General features: G+C 60.1%; 14 protein-coding genes. 6 read left to right on the top strand and 8 right to left on the bottom strand.

The window, feature by feature from the left end:
• Positions 1-6 precede the first annotated feature (6 nt).
• A complete protein-coding gene (locus GSQ92_RS28935; protein WP_159014832.1) occupies positions 7-990 on the top strand; it encodes a GlxA family transcriptional regulator in 984 nt (327 codons plus the stop codon).
• 209 nt (positions 991-1,199) lie between these two features.
• Complete coding sequence (locus GSQ92_RS28930; RefSeq protein WP_159014806.1) at positions 1,200-1,634, top strand: hypothetical protein; 435 nt, start codon at positions 1,200-1,202, stop codon at positions 1,632-1,634.
• Positions 1,635-2,602: 968 nt separating this feature from the next.
• Here the strand turns inward: GSQ92_RS28930 and GSQ92_RS28925 are convergent.
• The 4 genes from GSQ92_RS28925 to GSQ92_RS28910 form a co-directional block, all read right to left on the bottom strand.
• Positions 2,603-3,847, bottom strand: coding sequence for a cytochrome c (locus GSQ92_RS28925; RefSeq protein ID WP_159014805.1), 1,245 nt, complete (start codon positions 3,845-3,847; stop codon positions 2,603-2,605).
• Positions 3,844-6,033 carry a molybdopterin cofactor-binding domain-containing protein gene (locus GSQ92_RS28920; protein WP_371418618.1) on the bottom strand — a complete coding sequence of 730 codons (2,190 nt, stop codon included), beginning with the start codon at positions 6,031-6,033 and terminating at the stop codon, positions 3,844-3,846. The genes GSQ92_RS28925 and GSQ92_RS28920 overlap by 4 nt, the downstream gene beginning before the upstream one ends.
• Before the next feature lie 10 nt (positions 6,034-6,043).
• Positions 6,044-6,496, bottom strand: a complete 453-nt coding sequence (locus GSQ92_RS28915; RefSeq protein WP_159014804.1) for a (2Fe-2S)-binding protein — start codon at positions 6,494-6,496, stop codon at positions 6,044-6,046.
• A 762-nt stretch (positions 6,497-7,258) separates the two neighbouring features.
• Complete coding sequence (locus tag GSQ92_RS28910) at positions 7,259-7,537, bottom strand: hypothetical protein (protein ID WP_159014803.1); 279 nt, start codon at positions 7,535-7,537, stop codon at positions 7,259-7,261.
• Between the two features lie 430 nt (positions 7,538-7,967).
• On the opposite strand from GSQ92_RS28910, the gene GSQ92_RS28905 reads away from it, so the two are divergent.
• The 3 genes from GSQ92_RS28905 to GSQ92_RS32040 all read left to right on the top strand — a co-directional run bounded on the left by GSQ92_RS28905 (position 7,968) and on the right by GSQ92_RS32040 (position 11,663).
• Entirely contained in the window at positions 7,968-10,178 is a 2,211-nt protein-coding gene (locus GSQ92_RS28905; protein ID WP_159014802.1) for an ATP-dependent RecD-like DNA helicase, read from the top strand.
• Between the two features lie 533 nt (positions 10,179-10,711).
• On the top strand, positions 10,712-11,122 hold the full coding sequence (locus GSQ92_RS28900) for an OmpA family protein (RefSeq protein WP_159014801.1): 411 nt from the start codon (positions 10,712-10,714) through the stop codon (positions 11,120-11,122).
• A gap of 148 nt (positions 11,123-11,270) precedes the next feature.
• Positions 11,271-11,663: a DUF6429 family protein gene (locus GSQ92_RS32040; protein WP_371418617.1), complete on the top strand. Its 393-nt coding sequence runs from the start codon at positions 11,271-11,273 to the stop codon at positions 11,661-11,663.
• Between the two features lie 496 nt (positions 11,664-12,159).
• Here the strand turns inward: GSQ92_RS32040 and GSQ92_RS31320 are convergent, their stop codons facing one another.
• Entirely contained in the window at positions 12,160-12,393 is a 234-nt protein-coding gene (locus GSQ92_RS31320; RefSeq protein WP_254066744.1) for an NAD(P)-binding domain-containing protein, read from the bottom strand.
• Positions 12,394-12,613: 220 nt separating this feature from the next.
• Positions 12,614-13,408 (bottom strand): SDR family NAD(P)-dependent oxidoreductase, encoded by a 795-nt coding sequence (locus tag GSQ92_RS28890; protein ID WP_159014800.1) that lies wholly within the window; start codon positions 13,406-13,408, stop codon positions 12,614-12,616.
• Between the two features lie 100 nt (positions 13,409-13,508).
• On the opposite strand from GSQ92_RS28890, the gene GSQ92_RS28885 reads away from it, so the two are divergent.
• Positions 13,509-14,399, top strand: coding sequence for a LysR family transcriptional regulator (locus GSQ92_RS28885; RefSeq protein WP_159014799.1), 891 nt, complete (start codon positions 13,509-13,511; stop codon positions 14,397-14,399).
• A 365-nt stretch (positions 14,400-14,764) separates the two neighbouring features.
• Here the strand turns inward: GSQ92_RS28885 and GSQ92_RS31315 are convergent, their stop codons facing one another.
• Positions 14,765-15,106 (bottom strand): hypothetical protein, encoded by a 342-nt coding sequence (locus tag GSQ92_RS31315; protein ID WP_254066736.1) that lies wholly within the window; start codon positions 15,104-15,106, stop codon positions 14,765-14,767.
• The gene (locus GSQ92_RS31310; protein WP_254066735.1) at positions 15,069-15,545 is read right to left on the bottom strand and encodes an SDR family NAD(P)-dependent oxidoreductase; all 477 of its coding nucleotides are present in this window, start codon (positions 15,543-15,545) and stop codon (positions 15,069-15,071) included. The genes GSQ92_RS31315 and GSQ92_RS31310 overlap by 38 nt, the downstream gene beginning before the upstream one ends.
• Between the last annotated feature and the right edge of the window lie 13 nt (positions 15,546-15,558).

Here is a 15,558-nt window from a genome sequence, read left to right as displayed (position 1 = left end):
GCGAACATGCCAATTTACCCTCGAATTCAGCCAAAGCTGCCCAGGCTTATCGAGCTGCTCGCCTTTCCTGAGGTCCAGATACTGGACGTCACCGGGCCGCTGCAGGTTTTCGCTACGGCGAACGATATCGCGGGCGGCAAGATTCTGCCCTACGCAATCCATGTCGTGTCCCAGGCGGGCGGCGCGGTCACCTCCTCTTCGGGGGTCGGGTTGCTGGCCGACGCGCTTCCACCGCACGATTCCACACTGGATACGCTGATTATTGCCGGGGGCCCTGGGATCGAGGCCGCGGCTGCGGATGAAGCACTCGTCGACTGGGTGCGAGGACGTGCGGGTCAAGCACGCCGGTTCGCGTCCGTTTGCACCGGAGCGATCCTCTTGGCGATGTCCGGCTTGCTAGATGGTCGCCGGGCCGCGACCCACTGGTCGCTCTGCGCTGAATTGGCCAAACGCTTCCCGTTAGTGCGGGTCCAGCCCGATCCGATCTTCGTGCATGATGGCCCGGCTTGGACGTCAGCTGGGGTCACCGCCGGCATCGACCTGGCCCTGGCTTTGGTCGAGGAAGATCTCGGCCGGACGATTGCGCTGGCCGTGGCGCGCTACCTGGTGGTGTTTCTGAAGCGCCCCGGTGGACAAGCCCAGTTCAGCGCTGCGCTGGCCCTGCAAGATGAAGGCAGGTTCGATGCGCTGCACAGCTGGATCGGCGCGCACTTATCTGGCGATCTATCTCTCCCTATGCTGGCCGATCAAGCCGGAATGAGCGCGCGCAGTTTTAGTCGGCACTACCTGGAGGCCACAGGGCGAACACCCGCACGAGCCGTCGAAACCCTCCGTGTCGAGGCCGCGCAGGGCCTGCTGCTGGACTCGCAGTTGCCGGTGAAACGCGTTGCACGGCGTTGCGGATTTGGCTCGGAAGAGACGATGCGGCGCAGCTTCCTTCGGCTGCTCGCAGCAACCCCGCAAGAATATCGCGCTCGGTTCGGGTCTTGATGGCTAGCCTCAACGGCTGGAAGTTGACGCCGGTTCGGTGACTACTCAGACCGCATGTAGTTGTTAGGCGGCCCACGCCCGCGACGTCTTCGCGCCAGCCACTAGTCGTTCATGCGTTGACCGTCTAGCCTCGCACGGCGGACGCTTGATGCGGTCTGCCTGGAAAGCGGGCATCCAGCAAACTCCTGATCTGCAAAGTGATCCAAGCCATGGAAGCCAGAAATTTTCTCCATCTGCGACTCAAAGAGCGCGAAAAAACTGGGCCCCACCTCACGGAGGATGAGCGCTTAGGACCGAATGGGCGAATTGCGCTCGTCATCACCGATGCCGTTGGTACGATGTGGTGCGCCTACGTCTTTGCAGCGATTGCCCTCGTGAGCTTGCCCGCGGCTATCACAGGGGGGACAGCAACGCTCATTGCATGGATCGCCCAGACATTTTTACAGCTTGTGTTGCTGTCAGTGATTATGGTTGGCCAAAAGGTGTCGGCAGCTGCCTCCGACAAACAGGCACTTCAGACGTATAGAGACGCCGAGGCGCTCTTGAGAGTCCAAGATGAACTCCATCAGCTCATTGAGATCAATAACAACCTGACTTTAGAAATCCATCGAGTCCTACTGGCAAGGGAGGCACCCGCATCTTAAATCTTCCACAACATTCGACGTTCGATGGCTGACCGGGCGATCTGAATATGTTCAACTTCAAAAGGAGGGACGTCGCCTCATGCGCCAGCGCGGGCAGATCGTTGGCGAGGAGCGCTTTGAACGGCTTATGCGACTTTCATTCAGGATGAAGCGGGACCATTTGATCCAACGCAAAAAAAGCCTGTGCGTAGAGCAAATGCTCCACCCACGCGTGCGATCCTGGTCGGAGGTGGCGATGCGGTCCCCGCTTGCGCCGTGCTTACGCCGAACCGAGCGGGCAGGGTGGGGAGAGCTGCGAGCACGGCCAGCATGAAACGCCGGCTTGCGGCTGAGGACGCAGGCGTTGCGGTGATGATCTCCTTGCGGGTTGTCTAGCGGTCCTGTTCTGAGGGCACTGCCGGGGCTGTCCCGCCAACTGCTCGGCTCCAGTGAACATTGCAGGCTTAGTAAGTCCGCGGCGCGGCGAGCAGGGCCAAGCCAAGTCCCCCGGCACGCGCACCCAGAAAAGAGGGCGAGGCAACACCATGCCCTCTTTCGCGCTTCGCAAGTATTGGTCGCCGCCAGCGTCCACGGATTAGAGGCTTTGATGGGCCTGCAACAAGGGAACTGGATTGTCAGGATGCTGGAGGTCGGGGACGAGATCGGTCGACAATTTTAAGGTTGGTGGTTGGCATTGACGCCGAAGGCCCGCATAAACAAACATATGTCCGCTCTTCACAAAATTCGACCATAGGAAGTTCTTTCGGAACCGGGGACCTAGCGAATTTTAACGCGTGTTGAATCCTACTCACGTCTTGAGACCTGGGCGCACAGGAAACATTAACCAGAGCGATTGAGCAATGATGAATCTCGTTCAGAGCCGAGGGCTTCTGAAGGCAAATGATGTCCCGAAGACCCACAAAGCAACGGGAACCGCGCGATGGCCCGGCGAGACGCAGATCCATCGGCTATTGATGAACGTCGTAAGGCTAGCTACCTGCCTTGGCCGTAGCTCTGTCATTTCCGGGACGAGCCTTGGAAATCTGTTCCGTTGTTACCTGACCCTGGCGGCCTCCGATCTGTCCGATGACGTAGTTTGCGACAGCGGCAAGTTCCTGATCCGTGTAAGCACCCGTGAAGCGGTGCATGAACATGAGCCCTTGGCTCGTCTTGATTTGGCTACCGGAGGCTAATATCGCGACGAGGTTGGTCCCTGTCACGTCGCCGACAGTCTGTGAACCACCTAGGGCTGCCCATGGCGATTGGCGTCCCCCTCCGTCCGGAAGGTGGCAGCCCGCACATGCCTGCGCGAAGATCCTGGCGCCTAGCTCTCCCGTCTCGACCGGCCTGACCGGAGCGGTGACAGTGTTCGGTCCTTCCTGCCTTGGCGGAATGCTACGGAGGTAGGTCACCATCGCGTCGATGTCTGCGGGTGTCATGTATCGCAGGCTGTATTCGACCGCCTCTGCCATTGGGCCCGAAGCCGGACCGTGTCCTGGCGCCTGCCCAGTCGACAGATACTCAGCGAGCGCAGGTTCAGACCAGGCGCCGAGGCCGTGGTCCGGGTCGCTGGTAATGTTGTAGGCAAGCCATCCAACCTGAACGGTCCCGGCGAAGCGACGGCTACTCAATCCTTGCATGAAGTTACGCGGCGTATGGCATTCCTGGCAGTGACCGAGTGCCTCGACCAAATAAGCTCCCCGGTTCCAATCCGCCGGCTTGGACGGATCCGGCTGTAGCCTTGCGTCAGGATTGTTAAAGAGGTTCCAGAAAACCATCAGCCAGCGCTGGCTGTACGGAAAAGCCATGCGATTGGCAGGCGGTACGGCATGCACAGGACTGAGGCTGAAGAGATAGTTTTTTATCGCGAGCGCGTCGGCGTCGCTCAGCTGCGTATAGGATGGATAAGGCATCGCGGGATAGAGATGCTTGCCTCCACGCGCGATGCCGCGGCGTAGCATGCGGAGCCACTGCGCGTCGGTGTAGAGACCGATGCCCGTCTCCTTATCTGGCGTGATGTTGGGCGAGTACAACACGCCGAACGGCAGTTTGAATTGACGGCCGCCCGTGAAGGGCGTGCCGTCCGGCAGCGAGTGGCAGGCCGCGCAATCGGCGGCACGGGTGAGATATTCGCCACGCTCTACCAGGCTTTCCGATGCATGAGCATGGGCCGCAAAGGGTGCGGCCAGGGCAAGCGCCGCAAGAAGCACAAGATTGGGCCTGAAGTTCTTCATACAGAGGCAAGCTGGCCAGTGCCGAAGGGGATACGCCGCAAGCGTCGTCCTGTGGCGGCGAATATCGCATTTGCGAGGGCTGGCGCAGCGGCGACTGTCCCCGTCTCTCCGATGCCACCGATAGGGGCCGTTGGATTATGCACGATATGCACCGCGATTCGCGGAGCTTCGTTTATGCGCATCACACGGTAGTCGTGGAAGTTGCTTTGATCGATGCGGCCTTTCGTCATCGTGATCTCGCTGTAAAGGGCCATGGAGAGGCCAAAGATAAGCCCGCCTTGCACCTGAGCCGCGAGCGTATCCGGGTTCACCACCGGCCCGCAGTCGACGGCAACATCAGCCTTGAGCAGCTGAACTTCGCCACTGCTGTTGACCTTTACCTCGACAACAGTCGCCATATAGGTCTCGAAAGCAAATTGCAGCGCAACGCCGCGTCCTTGCCCGGACGGAAGTGCGCCACCCCAGCCAGATTTTTGCGCGGCGAGATCGAGAACACCAAGAGCACGTGGGTTCTTTCCGAGCAGCTTGCGTCGGAATGCCACCGGATCCTGGCCGGCGGCCGCGGCAAGTTCGTCCATGAAACTTTCGATAACGAAAATATTGTGCGTGGGCCCGACGCCACGCCACCAGAGTGTGGTGAGTGCATCAGGTTCCGACCTTACATAGGCGACTTTGTGAGCTGGAAACTCGTAGGGCGTGTCGGCAGACGCTTCCACCGCATCGGGATCGAGCTTGCCGCCGCCTTTCATGCCCGGGGGTGCCCAGCGCGCCATGACGGAGGATCCCGTCACGCGATGCGACCAGCCGGTGACATTGCCACTGGCATCGAGGCCGGCCGAGATCCGGTCATAATAGTATGGTCGGTAAAGATCGTGCTGGATGTCCTCTTCGCGGGTCCAGATGAGCTTTACGGGATAAGGGACATGCTTCGCGATGCGTGCCGCCTGAGTGACGCTGTCGATATCCAGACGGCGCCCGAAAGCTCCGCCCATAAACTGGTTGAAGACGTGAACGCTTTCCTGCGGCAGGCCAGTTACTTCGGCGACAGTCTTCTGCGCACGCACCGGGACCTGGGTGCCAAGCCAGACATCGGCGCCATCGGGCCGGACATGGATCGTCGTGTTGATGGGCTCCATCGGAGCATGGGCTAGGAAAGGCAGCTGATAGACAACGTCAAACCGCTTCGCGGCGCCGGCGATGGCTGAGGCAGCATCGCCATGGCTGACTGCGACATATCCTTCCTGTTGAGAATCGCGATCCAGGTCGGCAATCATCGAAGCTGTGTCACTGACTGCATTCGGTCCGTCGTCCCAGACCGGGTTCGCAGCCTGCAAACCTTTCATGGCCGCCCACATATGGTCTCCAATAACCGCGACCACGTCATCAAGCTTCACAATGTCCCGGACCCCCGGAACCTGCCGGGCCGCTACCTCGTCAATCCGGACCAGCCGGCCACCCTTAACGGGGCTGGCAGCGACTGTGCCAATCTTCATCCCTGGAACTTTAATGTCGATCCCGAAAACCGAGCTGCCGTTCACCTTGGCTGGGGTATCGAGCCGCCGGGCCGGCGTCCCTATCAGCGTGAAGGCGCTGGCGGGTTTCAGTGGCACGTGAGTCGGCACGGGCTGCTTCGCCGCGGCCTCGGCCAGCGCACCGTAGCCTTGGCTTCGGCCTGTGGCACCATGAGTGATGACACCGCGCGCGGCGCTGCAGCTCGCCGGATCAACACCCCATTGATCGGCTGCCGCAGCTATCAGCATCATCCGGCCTGCTGCCCCTGCCTGCCGCAGCGGCATCCAGCTCCCCCGGATAGTTGCCGAGCCGCCCGTGGCTTGATCACCAAGAAGCGGGTCGCTGTAGAGCTTCAGGTTGGGTGGCGCGGCTTCTACAGTGATCTGGTCGAGTCCGACTTCCAGCTCTTCGGCGATGAGCTGTGAAACGGCGGTGTAGACGCCTTGGCCGACCTCGGTGTTCCTCATGATGAAGGTCACGCCACCTTGCCGGTCGATGCGGATGAAGGCGTTAGGTTCGAAGTCGCCGTTTACGTTGTCGGGCGTCATCGGCGTCGCCTGGATCATCGGGCCAGCCTCAGCCGCGCTCGGTAGCCACAGGCCAATAAGCAGCCCGCCGCCCGCGGCGAGACTTGTCTTAAGCAGGCTGCGGCGGGAGAAGCCCTGGTGTCCCACTGTCCCGGCCTCAGGCTGCTGCGGCGGCGTGGATAGCTTCGCGGATCCGGACGTAGGTCCCGCAGCGGCAGATATTGCCGGAGAGCGCCATATCGATGTCCGCGTCAGTCGGCTTCGCCGTCGTGTCGAGGAGCGCCGTTGCCGCCATGATCTGGCCGGACTGGCAGTAGCCACACTGAATGACCTCGTGATCAAGCCAGGCCTTCTGGATCTTGGCTCCGTTAGTGGTGGCGCCGATTGCCTCGATGGTCGTGATGTGTCTTCCGTCCACGCTGCTCGCTGGCAGCAGGCACGACCGTACTGGCGCTCCCTCAACATGAACGGTGCACGCGCCGCATTGAGCGATACCGCAGCCAAACTTTGTCCCGGTCATTCCAAGAACGTCGCGAAGAACCCAGAGCAGAGGCATGTCTTCCGGAACATCAACATCATATCGGTGACCATTCACGAGCAGGCTGGTCATTGAGCTCTCCACGTTGGCTAGGCTCATTTATGGCAATGGGCCGGCCATCAGACATTACACGCACTTCCCGACGAGGGGAAACTCACTTCCTGCTCACGGAATTAGAAAATGCGGAAATTAATCCTCGTGAACTTGCGGCTCATGGAAGCCTTGCGGCGTTATGTGTTTCTGGACATACCGTAAAGCGGCTGTACTTGCCGTTGCGCTACGAACAGACGGTTTTCAGGTTGTGGTGCTTGGTTCACAATTGCGAATCCGGGAGTAGTCCGCAGCCAAGCACAGACACTAAGGCTGCTCATGCCGTACCGACTTGCTCAGAATTCCGGAGGCGGATCCCCCGGAGCGGACGTGAGGAAAACCTTCAACCTCACCTGCGATCGAACGACTGCGAACTCAGATAGATTAGGGCAAAAGGAATCTGGCAGGTGGGCTGCTCCACGGAGAAGCTTCGGTTCGTGACCTAATGGTCCGCGGTGTGCGGAACCGTTATCCCGTGTAATTATTCTTCCGGATTTCCCCTTAGCCTCGCGTAACGCGCGATCCATGGTCGCAGCGCTCATTGCCAGTAGACCCGTGCGCCTGCGGAGATCTGTTCGAGACGCCCATTGCTCTCCATCGCCTCGAGCATCACCGGAACCAATGGCCGCAACCGCTTGCCGCAGATCCGGTCCGAGGCTTCGTCTAGTGCCGGTCGTGGAGTGAGTTTAGATGAAGGACCTCTGGCCTAACCCCGGAACCGTATCGCTCGGGACGCTCGGCTAGTTAGGAGATACCCAAGTGGTCGGCCAGAAGCAGCAGCCTGATTGTCTCGAAGCGGGCCGCTTGGTCGAGGACTACCTCAGGCGAGTCTATAAAAACATCGTCTTCGAGATCTGAATGGGTCGCTGTGGTGTCAAAACCGGGCTGAGCAGGCTCGAGTTCCAATCTGGCAAACTCAGCGTGGAGTTCGGATGATGTGAAAAACTCACGGACGGCGACGACAAACGCCGGCAGCTCGCGCGCGAACTCAGGGTGCCGCTCTGCAGCCTCAGCAAAGTTCATTAATTTCTACAGCACGAGGTAGCCAAACGCTGATCGCAGTCCAAAACGAGCGCAGATTGTCACGCTGGCTTCGCACTGGTCAACCCGGATTCGTCGCGGCTGAACGCCGATCATTGATGCTCCCCGATGCGAGCTTGAGGTGGAAGACATCGTAATTTCTACCTCAGGCCAGATAAAACCTTCTAATTCTATTTTTCAGATGATCCGACAGGTCAATACGCAATAAAAAACCCTCTCGCGTGTTGACGCCAGCCGAAGACTGACCGAGCGCAGCAGTTCGACAACCCTGATTAGCGTCTCAGCGACGCGGGTGGTGAGATGCCTATCGCTTGGAGTTTCCGCGCCTATGGACCGGTTCATGCTTCCTGCCGCGAGTACCGACAGATCCGTTTGACGTCGCCTCATATCGTCAGCCGGCGTAGGTTGCGACATGATTGGCCGCGTCGTCCCCCCGCACCAGCCGGCCGAGGCCCTAGCCGGGCTGGTGGAGCGGGTCACGTTCCACAACGAAGACACCGGCTTCTGCGTCCTGCGCGTGAAGGCTCGGGGACAACGCGATCTGGTGACGGTGACCGGGCATGCCGCCACCATCGCGGCCGGTGAGTGGGTGCAGATCAGCGGCAGCTGGGTCAACGATCGCACCCATGGCTTGCAGTTTAAAGCTCACTTCCTCAAGGCGAGTCCCCCTACGACGCTAGAAGGCATTGAGCGTTATCTCGGCTCGGGCATGATCCGCGGCATCGGCCCGATCTATGCGAAGCACCTGGTGCGGGCTTTTGGCGCGACAGTGTTCGACTTGATCGAGCAGCGACCGGCTCGTTTGCGGGAGGTGACCGGGATCGGACCCAAGCGTGCCGAGAAGATCATTGCCGGCTGGAGGGAGCAGAAGGTGATCCGCGAGATCATGCTGTTCCTCCACGCTAACGAAGTTGGCACCTCTCGGGCGGTTCGCATTTACAAAACCTACGGCGTCGATGCGGTTCAGGTCATCAGCGAAAATCCGTATTGCCTCGCGCGGGACATACGCGGTATCGGCTTCCGGACTGCCGATGCCATCGCCCAGAAGCTCGGAATTGAGCTCACGGCCACCATCCGGGTGAGGGCAGGGATCAGCTATGCCCTCTATGAGGCAACAAGTGACGGTCATTGCGGGCTCCCTCAAGAAGCACTCACGACACTCGCGGTCAAACTGCTTGAGGTCCCCGGGGAGTTGATCGGCCCCGCTCTCGATCTGGAGCTGCAGGGGGGAGATGTCATCGCGGATACTTTGGACGGGCAACGATGTATCTTCCTCGCGGGCCTTTACCGAGCCGAGCGGAGTATCGCGGACCGTCTGCACACCCTATCCGCTGGCCGGCCATCCTGGCCGCTCATCGACGTAGCCAGGGCCATCCCGTGGGTCGAGCGTAAGACGGGTCTGCGCCTCGCCGAGAGCCAAATGCAGGCTCTCCGGTTGGCGGTGGCGTCGAAGGTTCTGGTAATTACTGGTGGTCCGGGCGTCGGCAAGACGACGCTGGTCAACTCAATCCTGACGATACTGCGAGCCAAAGGCGTAAATGTCGCCCTCTGTGCACCCACTGGCCGGGCGGCCAAACGTCTGGGCGAGAGCACGGGCCTCGAAGCAAAGACCATCCATCGCCTGCTGGAAATCGATCCGAAGAACGGAGGCTTTCGCAGGGGCAAGGAGTATCCGCTCGACTGCGACCTGCTGGTGATCGATGAGGCGAGCATGGTGGACGTGATGCTGATGCGCTCGCTTCTCGCATCTCTGCCGGACAAGGCGGCGCTTGTGATCGTCGGGGACGTCGATCAGCTTCCGTCAGTAGGCCCGGGACAGGTTTTGGGCGACATCATCGCCTCGGACGCGGTGCCAGTGGTCCGGCTGACCGAGGTCTTTCGTCAGGCAGCCACCAGCCGGGTGATCGTTAACGCGCATCGCATCAACCGGGGACAAATGCCGGAACTGGCCGCTGTCGAGGGGTCCGACTTCTACTTCGTGGATGCGGCCGATCCGGAGGAAGCCGCGCGCAAGCTGGTGACCGTGGTGCGCGATCGCATCCCGGCGCGTTTCGGGTTGGATGCGGTTCGCGACATCCAGGTGCTGTGCCCAATGAATCGCGGCGGCGTCGGAGCGCGATCGTTGAACATTGCTCTGCAGGATGCGCTGAACCCGCCGGGCGGGGTGAAAGTCGAGCGGTTCGGGTCGACCTATGGGGCCGGCGACAAGGTCATGCAGGTAGTCAACGACTACGACCGCGATGTCTTCAACGGCGATCTCGGCATTGTCGCTCGCATCGACGTCGAGCAGGGCGAATTGGTGGCAACCTTTGACGGCCGAGACGTGACGTATAGGTTCGGCGAGCTAGACGAGCTGTCGCTGGCCTATGCGACGACGATTCACAAGAGTCAGGGCTCGGAGTATCCGGCCGTCGTGATCCCCCTGACGACGCAGCACTACACAATGTTGGCGCGCAACCTTCTCTATACCGGCGTCACTCGAGGAAAGCAGCTCGTCGTGCTGGTGGGGCAACGTAAGGCGCTGGCCATTGCCGTCCGAAACGAAGGCGCGGGGCGCCGCTGGTCCAAGCTGCGGGATTGGCTTGAGGCCGGGGATCGCATTAAGGGTCGAACTTCCCCGTGAGCGAAACGTGATGTTACACAGCTGAGATCCGCGGCGTGGCGATCCGATGTCCGCGGCTGAAAGGGCAGCAGCCCTCCGCAGGCAAATCAACCATTTGTGCGGCGCACAATTAAAGACTTGCGACCTGCTTAAACCCGCTGAAATGGTAACAGTCGCAGCACTGCCGGTCGGCGCGTGCTGCGGACGTTTCCTTCCTAAACTTGGCAGCGTCCATGAGGCGTCGTCTTTTTTGTTCGGGCCGACGATGAGGTCATAGCCCGTGCTGCGATGCAAGCATCCTTTCAAGAATGACGTGTGACATTCGGTCTTCTAATCCGAAGGCGGGTGTGACCGGGCCCAAGAAGTCCACTGATCCCTATCAGCGAGCGATCGATGCGGCGAGCTGACGGCAGGCCGACGGGACCGAGAGTTGGTGTCCCCGAGCTACGAAAACGCGTATTATTCGTTCCGCTATCCATGCTTTGCACAGCGAGTTCATAGCGCGACAACTTTCTTTCTCCCAGCCTTTAGAGCTTTCCAGCTACTGTTCGAGAATGCTGGCTTTAGAAATAAGGAGCTTTATCCGTGCGCCATTCTTGCATCATCTTGGGAATATGTTTTTGTCTTCTTGCACAATTCTAGGGCTTGTTGCCAAGCCGGATTACATAGTCTTTTTCCAGCAAGATTCCGTGACTGTCGACCCTACCGCCGCGGCGATTATTGCTCGCGCGGCAGCAAAGGCGAGGACAATGCCTGATGCTGCCGTAATAGTGCGCGGGTATACGGACAGCGCCGCGAGTGCGCAAGCCGATGTGCTGCTGTCGCAGCAACGCGCCCAGCACGTGGCAGATGCATTGGTCGCCGATGGTGTGGCATCAAGTCGCATCTCACGGCACGGAAACGGACAGACCGGCAATGATCCTGGTGTCGCGAGTCGACGCGTAGAGATCAATGTAAGCAGATGACGAGGAGTGGTGAATGTATAGTCGGGTTGTCATCCCCATTCGGCACCCGGATAGCGCTAGCCGAAAACAAGTCGGAGTTGGAGGTCAGGCGGAGCGCATTTAAGCGTCGGCCAATCGACACAGTTGACGCGGTAAACCCCAGCGGACAATGATCCGCTGGGGAGAGTCTCTTGAAGTTTGGCGGTGGAGATCGACTGGCAAAATCGATAACGTGGTGCTGGCGCTGCTGCATCTGAAGTTAGACGACGGAGCTGGGGCATGGAAGGGCCACGATTGGAGGGCGCTCCACCGTCTACGCCGCAAGGAGATGATTTATGATCCAGTGGGAAAGCAAAATCTGTCGCGCTCACGGATGAGAGCTTGGCTGCGAGCGAATGGTTATTTTAGGAGGTGTCGGCATCACCCCGTCGGTCCAACACGCAGCGCAGAGGCGGTATTCGCTAGGGCGCGAGAACGGAGCTTCTCGCGTAGTGACGCGACGAAGACCTGTCGCTCTGAGGCGTTCAGAAAATGCGCTAGCTTCAATTTATTCGGAGAGTAAACTGCTTTTACTATTTTGGTTCAGAGGGGAGCGGGAGGCGCGGATCGGCGGGCTCATCGCGCGCTTCGTGGCGTCCAAACTCGGAAGCGGTCATTCGCTTACCGGGGAGCACGACAGCTTTGCGCCAGTCCAAAACGTTCAAATGGATTGATCAGCGTCTCGGGAGCGGGCATTGTTCAACAGACAGGTCGGACAGGAAGTGACGCTACCGCGCGATGGCGCTAAGTGAACTTGACCAAATCCTGGAAGATCAAATGAGCCCAAGTGGACCCGCGCGCTTGGACGAGCAAACCGCCCTCTGCGAGCTTGCCGAGGTTAACGGGCGCGAATCCGAGTTGTTCAACCAAGGCTGCGACTTGCAAGGCAAGCGCCGTCGTCGTCGCTCGACAGGAAAGTGACCCGTCGGCCGCCGTTTACGTCTGGGTCCTGCGCAAGGTCCGGGCCGGCAAATGGTTGACGGCCTTCACCAGTCTCGAACCGATCAGAGCTTGGGCGTTCACGACGGAAGACCGCCGAGTTCATCCAGCGACACGCGGTAGGCGTTGGTGGCGTCGATCACGATCTTGCCTTGCCAGTCCAGGGCCTGGGCGAGCTCATCGTACAACCCGAACGGGACAGCCAAGATAACAATCTCGGCCCTGAGCGCGTCCTGCAGCGAATGCGCGGTCACCGTCGGCCCGATAGCCGTCGCTCGCGGTGCGATAGCCTCTGGTGGCCGTCGGGCCGCCACGGCGACTTGAAGGTTCTTGCGCGAACGCGCGGGCAATCGCTTGGCCAATGGCGCCAAAACCAATAATCGCAGAGCTCATGAAATCCTCCGGATCGCTTTCTAACGTGGAAATACCTATGTGAGCGCAGGCGCGCTCGACTTGAGCTGTAGTCTACCCCGCGAGGGAACCAATAAGCCTTGCCCTTCGCGGAGCCGCGTCATGCGCGCTTCGAAGCGTCCCCTACGCTATCGTCCGAACAACGCCACCATCGACACGCAAGGAACTGCCTGTTGTCGCCGACGCTTGCTCTGAGCAGACATAGACGACGAGGTTTGCGACTTCTTCAGTTGTTGCGAAGCGATTGAGGAGCGTGGTCGGGCGCATCGTCTTCAGGAACTGCTGCTCGGCCTCCTCACGCGTAATGCCTTGCGCCTCTGCATTCGCCTGAGCCCAACCACCCATGATCTCCGAATTCGTCGGCCCAGGAAGCACCGAATTGACGGTGACGCCCGTTCCGCCGAGCCCCTCGGCCAAGCCCCTAGAAATGGCGAGCTGAGCAGTCTTGGTCATCGCGTAGTCGATCATGTCCTTGGGGATGGCGAGCGCGGACTCGCTGCTGATGAAGACGACGCGCCCCCAGCCGCGCTTCGCCATCTTCGGCACATAGTGGCGGGAGGCGCGAATACCGCTCATGACATTGAGTTGGAAGAGATCGATCCACTCGCTGTCCTCGATTTCGAAGAAGGACTTGGGGCGCCCTGTGCCCACATTGTTCACGAGAATGTCCGCGTCTGGCGCCTGCGCGAACAAGTCTGCCGCGCCTTCCGGTGTCGCTAGATCTGCGACGACGCCGGTAAACTCCGCCTTCGGCAAGAGGCCGCGAAGCTCCCGAAGCGCCGCGGAGACGCGCTTCTCTGTGCGGCCGTTGATCACGACCGCGGCGCCTGCGCGCGCCAGCCCTTCTGCAATGGCTCGGCCGATACCCGCCGTTGACCCAGTGACGACCGCCGTACGGCCGGTAAGATCGATAATCATGACACCAATCCTCAATTTGCGACTGAACCGGATGTAGGTGATGCCAGGACCAACGATAATGGCCTAAGCTGCCATATAATTAAGTCCCCAGAGGAATAACTTGGATCGGTTTCACGAGTTGAATGCCTTCATAGCCGTCGTTGAAACAGGCGGCTTCTCCGCCGCAGCGCGCACAACGGGGGATTCGCAGTCCGCCATCAGCAAGGCCATCGGTGCGTTGGAGAAACGCCTGGGCGTGATGCTGTTCAACCGAAGCACACGCCGGGTGACCCTGACGGATCAGGGGCGGAGATACTATGATCGGACAAAGCCACTTATCGACGAGATCCAGGACGCTGATAGCGAACTGACCAAAACTACACTGGGTGTTTCAGGTCTAATTAGGGTCGCCGTATCTGCTACTTTCGGCCGCCTTCACGTTTTGCCGCTTATCCCCGACCTGCTGTCACTCAATCCTGGCCTTCGGGTGGATCTCGTTCTCTCAGACATCGTGCGCGATATGGTGGAAGATCGGATCGACTTGGCGATACGCGTGGGCCCCGTCGACGAACCCGACGCGGTTGTCAGGCGCGTCGCGATTACCCCGCTTGTATGCGTTGGGTCCCGTCTTTATTTCGAGCGCCACGGGTTACCAAAGATCCCCGCAGAGCTCGTTGACCACAACTGCCTCCTGTATGGCGGCATAACAGAGGGGGCAAATTGGCCTTTCTTGGGGCGAGAAGGTCGATTCAGCGTGCGAGTTCAGGGGAATCTCTCGTCTAACAGTGTCGAAACGATACGGGCTGCGGTTCTGGCCGGTGTCGGAATTGGCCTGTTCGCCAAGGTTTCTCTTGCTGATGAACTTGGTCATCCCGATGTCATCACCATCCTTGATGATTTTATGAGCGACGTGAGGGATATTAGCCTCGTCTGGCCCAAACGCCGGTTCGTTCCGACTCGTGTGCGCCAAGTGACTGATTTCTTCGCAGAGGCCATTGCGCGGCGAACTTAAGAAAGATGTTCAGCGATTGTCTGAACGGCCTCCTAGGCTCGACCACGCGAGCTTACGGTTTAGCGTCTGGATCGCTTCCAGAGAACAGCCGGTTCCAAAAACGGCGATCGACCCTGCGAACGACGGTCTCTTGTCGAGAGAGGGCGGACCCGACTGCCTGCTCAATGTCAGCTTTCCCGCATTTCCTGCTCTGCAGCAGCCGGTCCGCTATCGGCCAGCCTTCTTTTGCGGCCAGCCCCGCCGCAAGCGCCCCGGCTCCTCGCTGACGGCGGGGAGGCGGGCTCATGCGAGCGCCACCTAAACGCGTTCAATCAGCAGACGTCCGCGGAGGCAGACTCTGCGACCAGGGTGACTGCAGGTGGTGATTAGCTCCCGGTCCGCTGTCCCGCCGCTGAGGCTTGCTTGAACCAGGTGACGGCATCCGCACCGGCAGGAATGCGGGTCGGGGCGGCATTGTCCGTGACAGCCCGCCAGACGGCTTCCGCGACATCCGAAGGCCGGGTGATCTCCTCGTGCTCACCCATAAGGCCCGCGATGACCGACTGTCCCAGCGGGGCATAGGAGGGGGGGAAGTCGAATGCGCCCGGAGCCAAGGCGCGGGCGTTCTCTCCAAAACGGGTCTCGGGGGCCAGACCGGGCAGCACGAGTTTGATCTTGATGTTGAAGGGTTCAAGCTCCAGCGCAAAGGATTCGGTGAAGGCGTTCACCGCAGCCTTGCTGGCCGTGTAGATTGAGAGCAGCGGGCAGCGGGCGCAGCGTAACAGTTGAGGTCACGTTGATGATGGTGCCGGACTTGCGGGTGCGGAATTGCGGCAGAACAGCCTGGATCATCGCCATGGTGCCGAAGGTATTGGTTTCGAAGATGCGGCGGATCATGTCCATCGGTGTGCCTTCCAGGGCATTCAACCACCCGATGCCGGCATTGTTGACCAGCACGTCGATCTCACCGGCAGCCGCGACGGCCTGGGCGATGCTGGCGGGGTCCGCCACGTCCAGCTGCAGCAGTTCCAGATTCGGGGCAGTGGGAATGATGCTTGCGTCCGGGGTGCGCATGGTCGCGATCACGCGCCAACCGCGGCCAGCGAAGTATTTCGCGGTTTCCAGGCCGAAGCCCGAGGAACAACCGGTGATGAGGATGGATTGCATGAGGGTCCTGCCT

It is taken from the genome of Acidisoma sp. S159 (assembly GCF_009766125.1).
Lineage (GTDB): Bacteria > Pseudomonadota > Alphaproteobacteria > Acetobacterales > Acetobacteraceae > Acidisoma.
Note: the sequence above shows the minus strand (reverse complement) of the source record. Positions and strands in the feature narration are given on the sequence as shown.

Excerpts from the sequence above, each read along its gene's own strand:
- GSQ92_RS28935 (WP_159014832.1), top strand. The coding sequence starts at position 7 with ATGCCAATTTACCCTCGAATTCAGCCAAAGCTGCCCAGGCTTATCGAG.
- GSQ92_RS28930 (WP_159014806.1), top strand. The coding sequence starts at position 1,200 with ATGGAAGCCAGAAATTTTCTCCATCTGCGACTCAAAGAGCGCGAAAAA.
- GSQ92_RS28925 (WP_159014805.1), bottom strand. The coding sequence starts at position 3,847 with ATGAAGAACTTCAGGCCCAATCTTGTGCTTCTTGCGGCGCTTGCCCTG.
- GSQ92_RS28915 (WP_159014804.1), bottom strand. The coding sequence starts at position 6,496 with ATGACCAGCCTGCTCGTGAATGGTCACCGATATGATGTTGATGTTCCG.
- GSQ92_RS28910 (WP_159014803.1), bottom strand. The coding sequence starts at position 7,537 with ATGAACTTTGCTGAGGCTGCAGAGCGGCACCCTGAGTTCGCGCGCGAG.
- GSQ92_RS28905 (WP_159014802.1), top strand. The coding sequence starts at position 7,968 with ATGATTGGCCGCGTCGTCCCCCCGCACCAGCCGGCCGAGGCCCTAGCC.
- GSQ92_RS28900 (WP_159014801.1), top strand. The coding sequence starts at position 10,712 with ATGCTGGCTTTAGAAATAAGGAGCTTTATCCGTGCGCCATTCTTGCAT.
- GSQ92_RS32040 (WP_371418617.1), top strand. The coding sequence starts at position 11,271 with ATGATCCGCTGGGGAGAGTCTCTTGAAGTTTGGCGGTGGAGATCGACT.
- GSQ92_RS28890 (WP_159014800.1), bottom strand. The coding sequence starts at position 13,408 with ATGATTATCGATCTTACCGGCCGTACGGCGGTCGTCACTGGGTCAACG.
- GSQ92_RS31310 (WP_254066735.1), bottom strand. The coding sequence starts at position 15,545 with ATGCAATCCATCCTCATCACCGGTTGTTCCTCGGGCTTCGGCCTGGAA.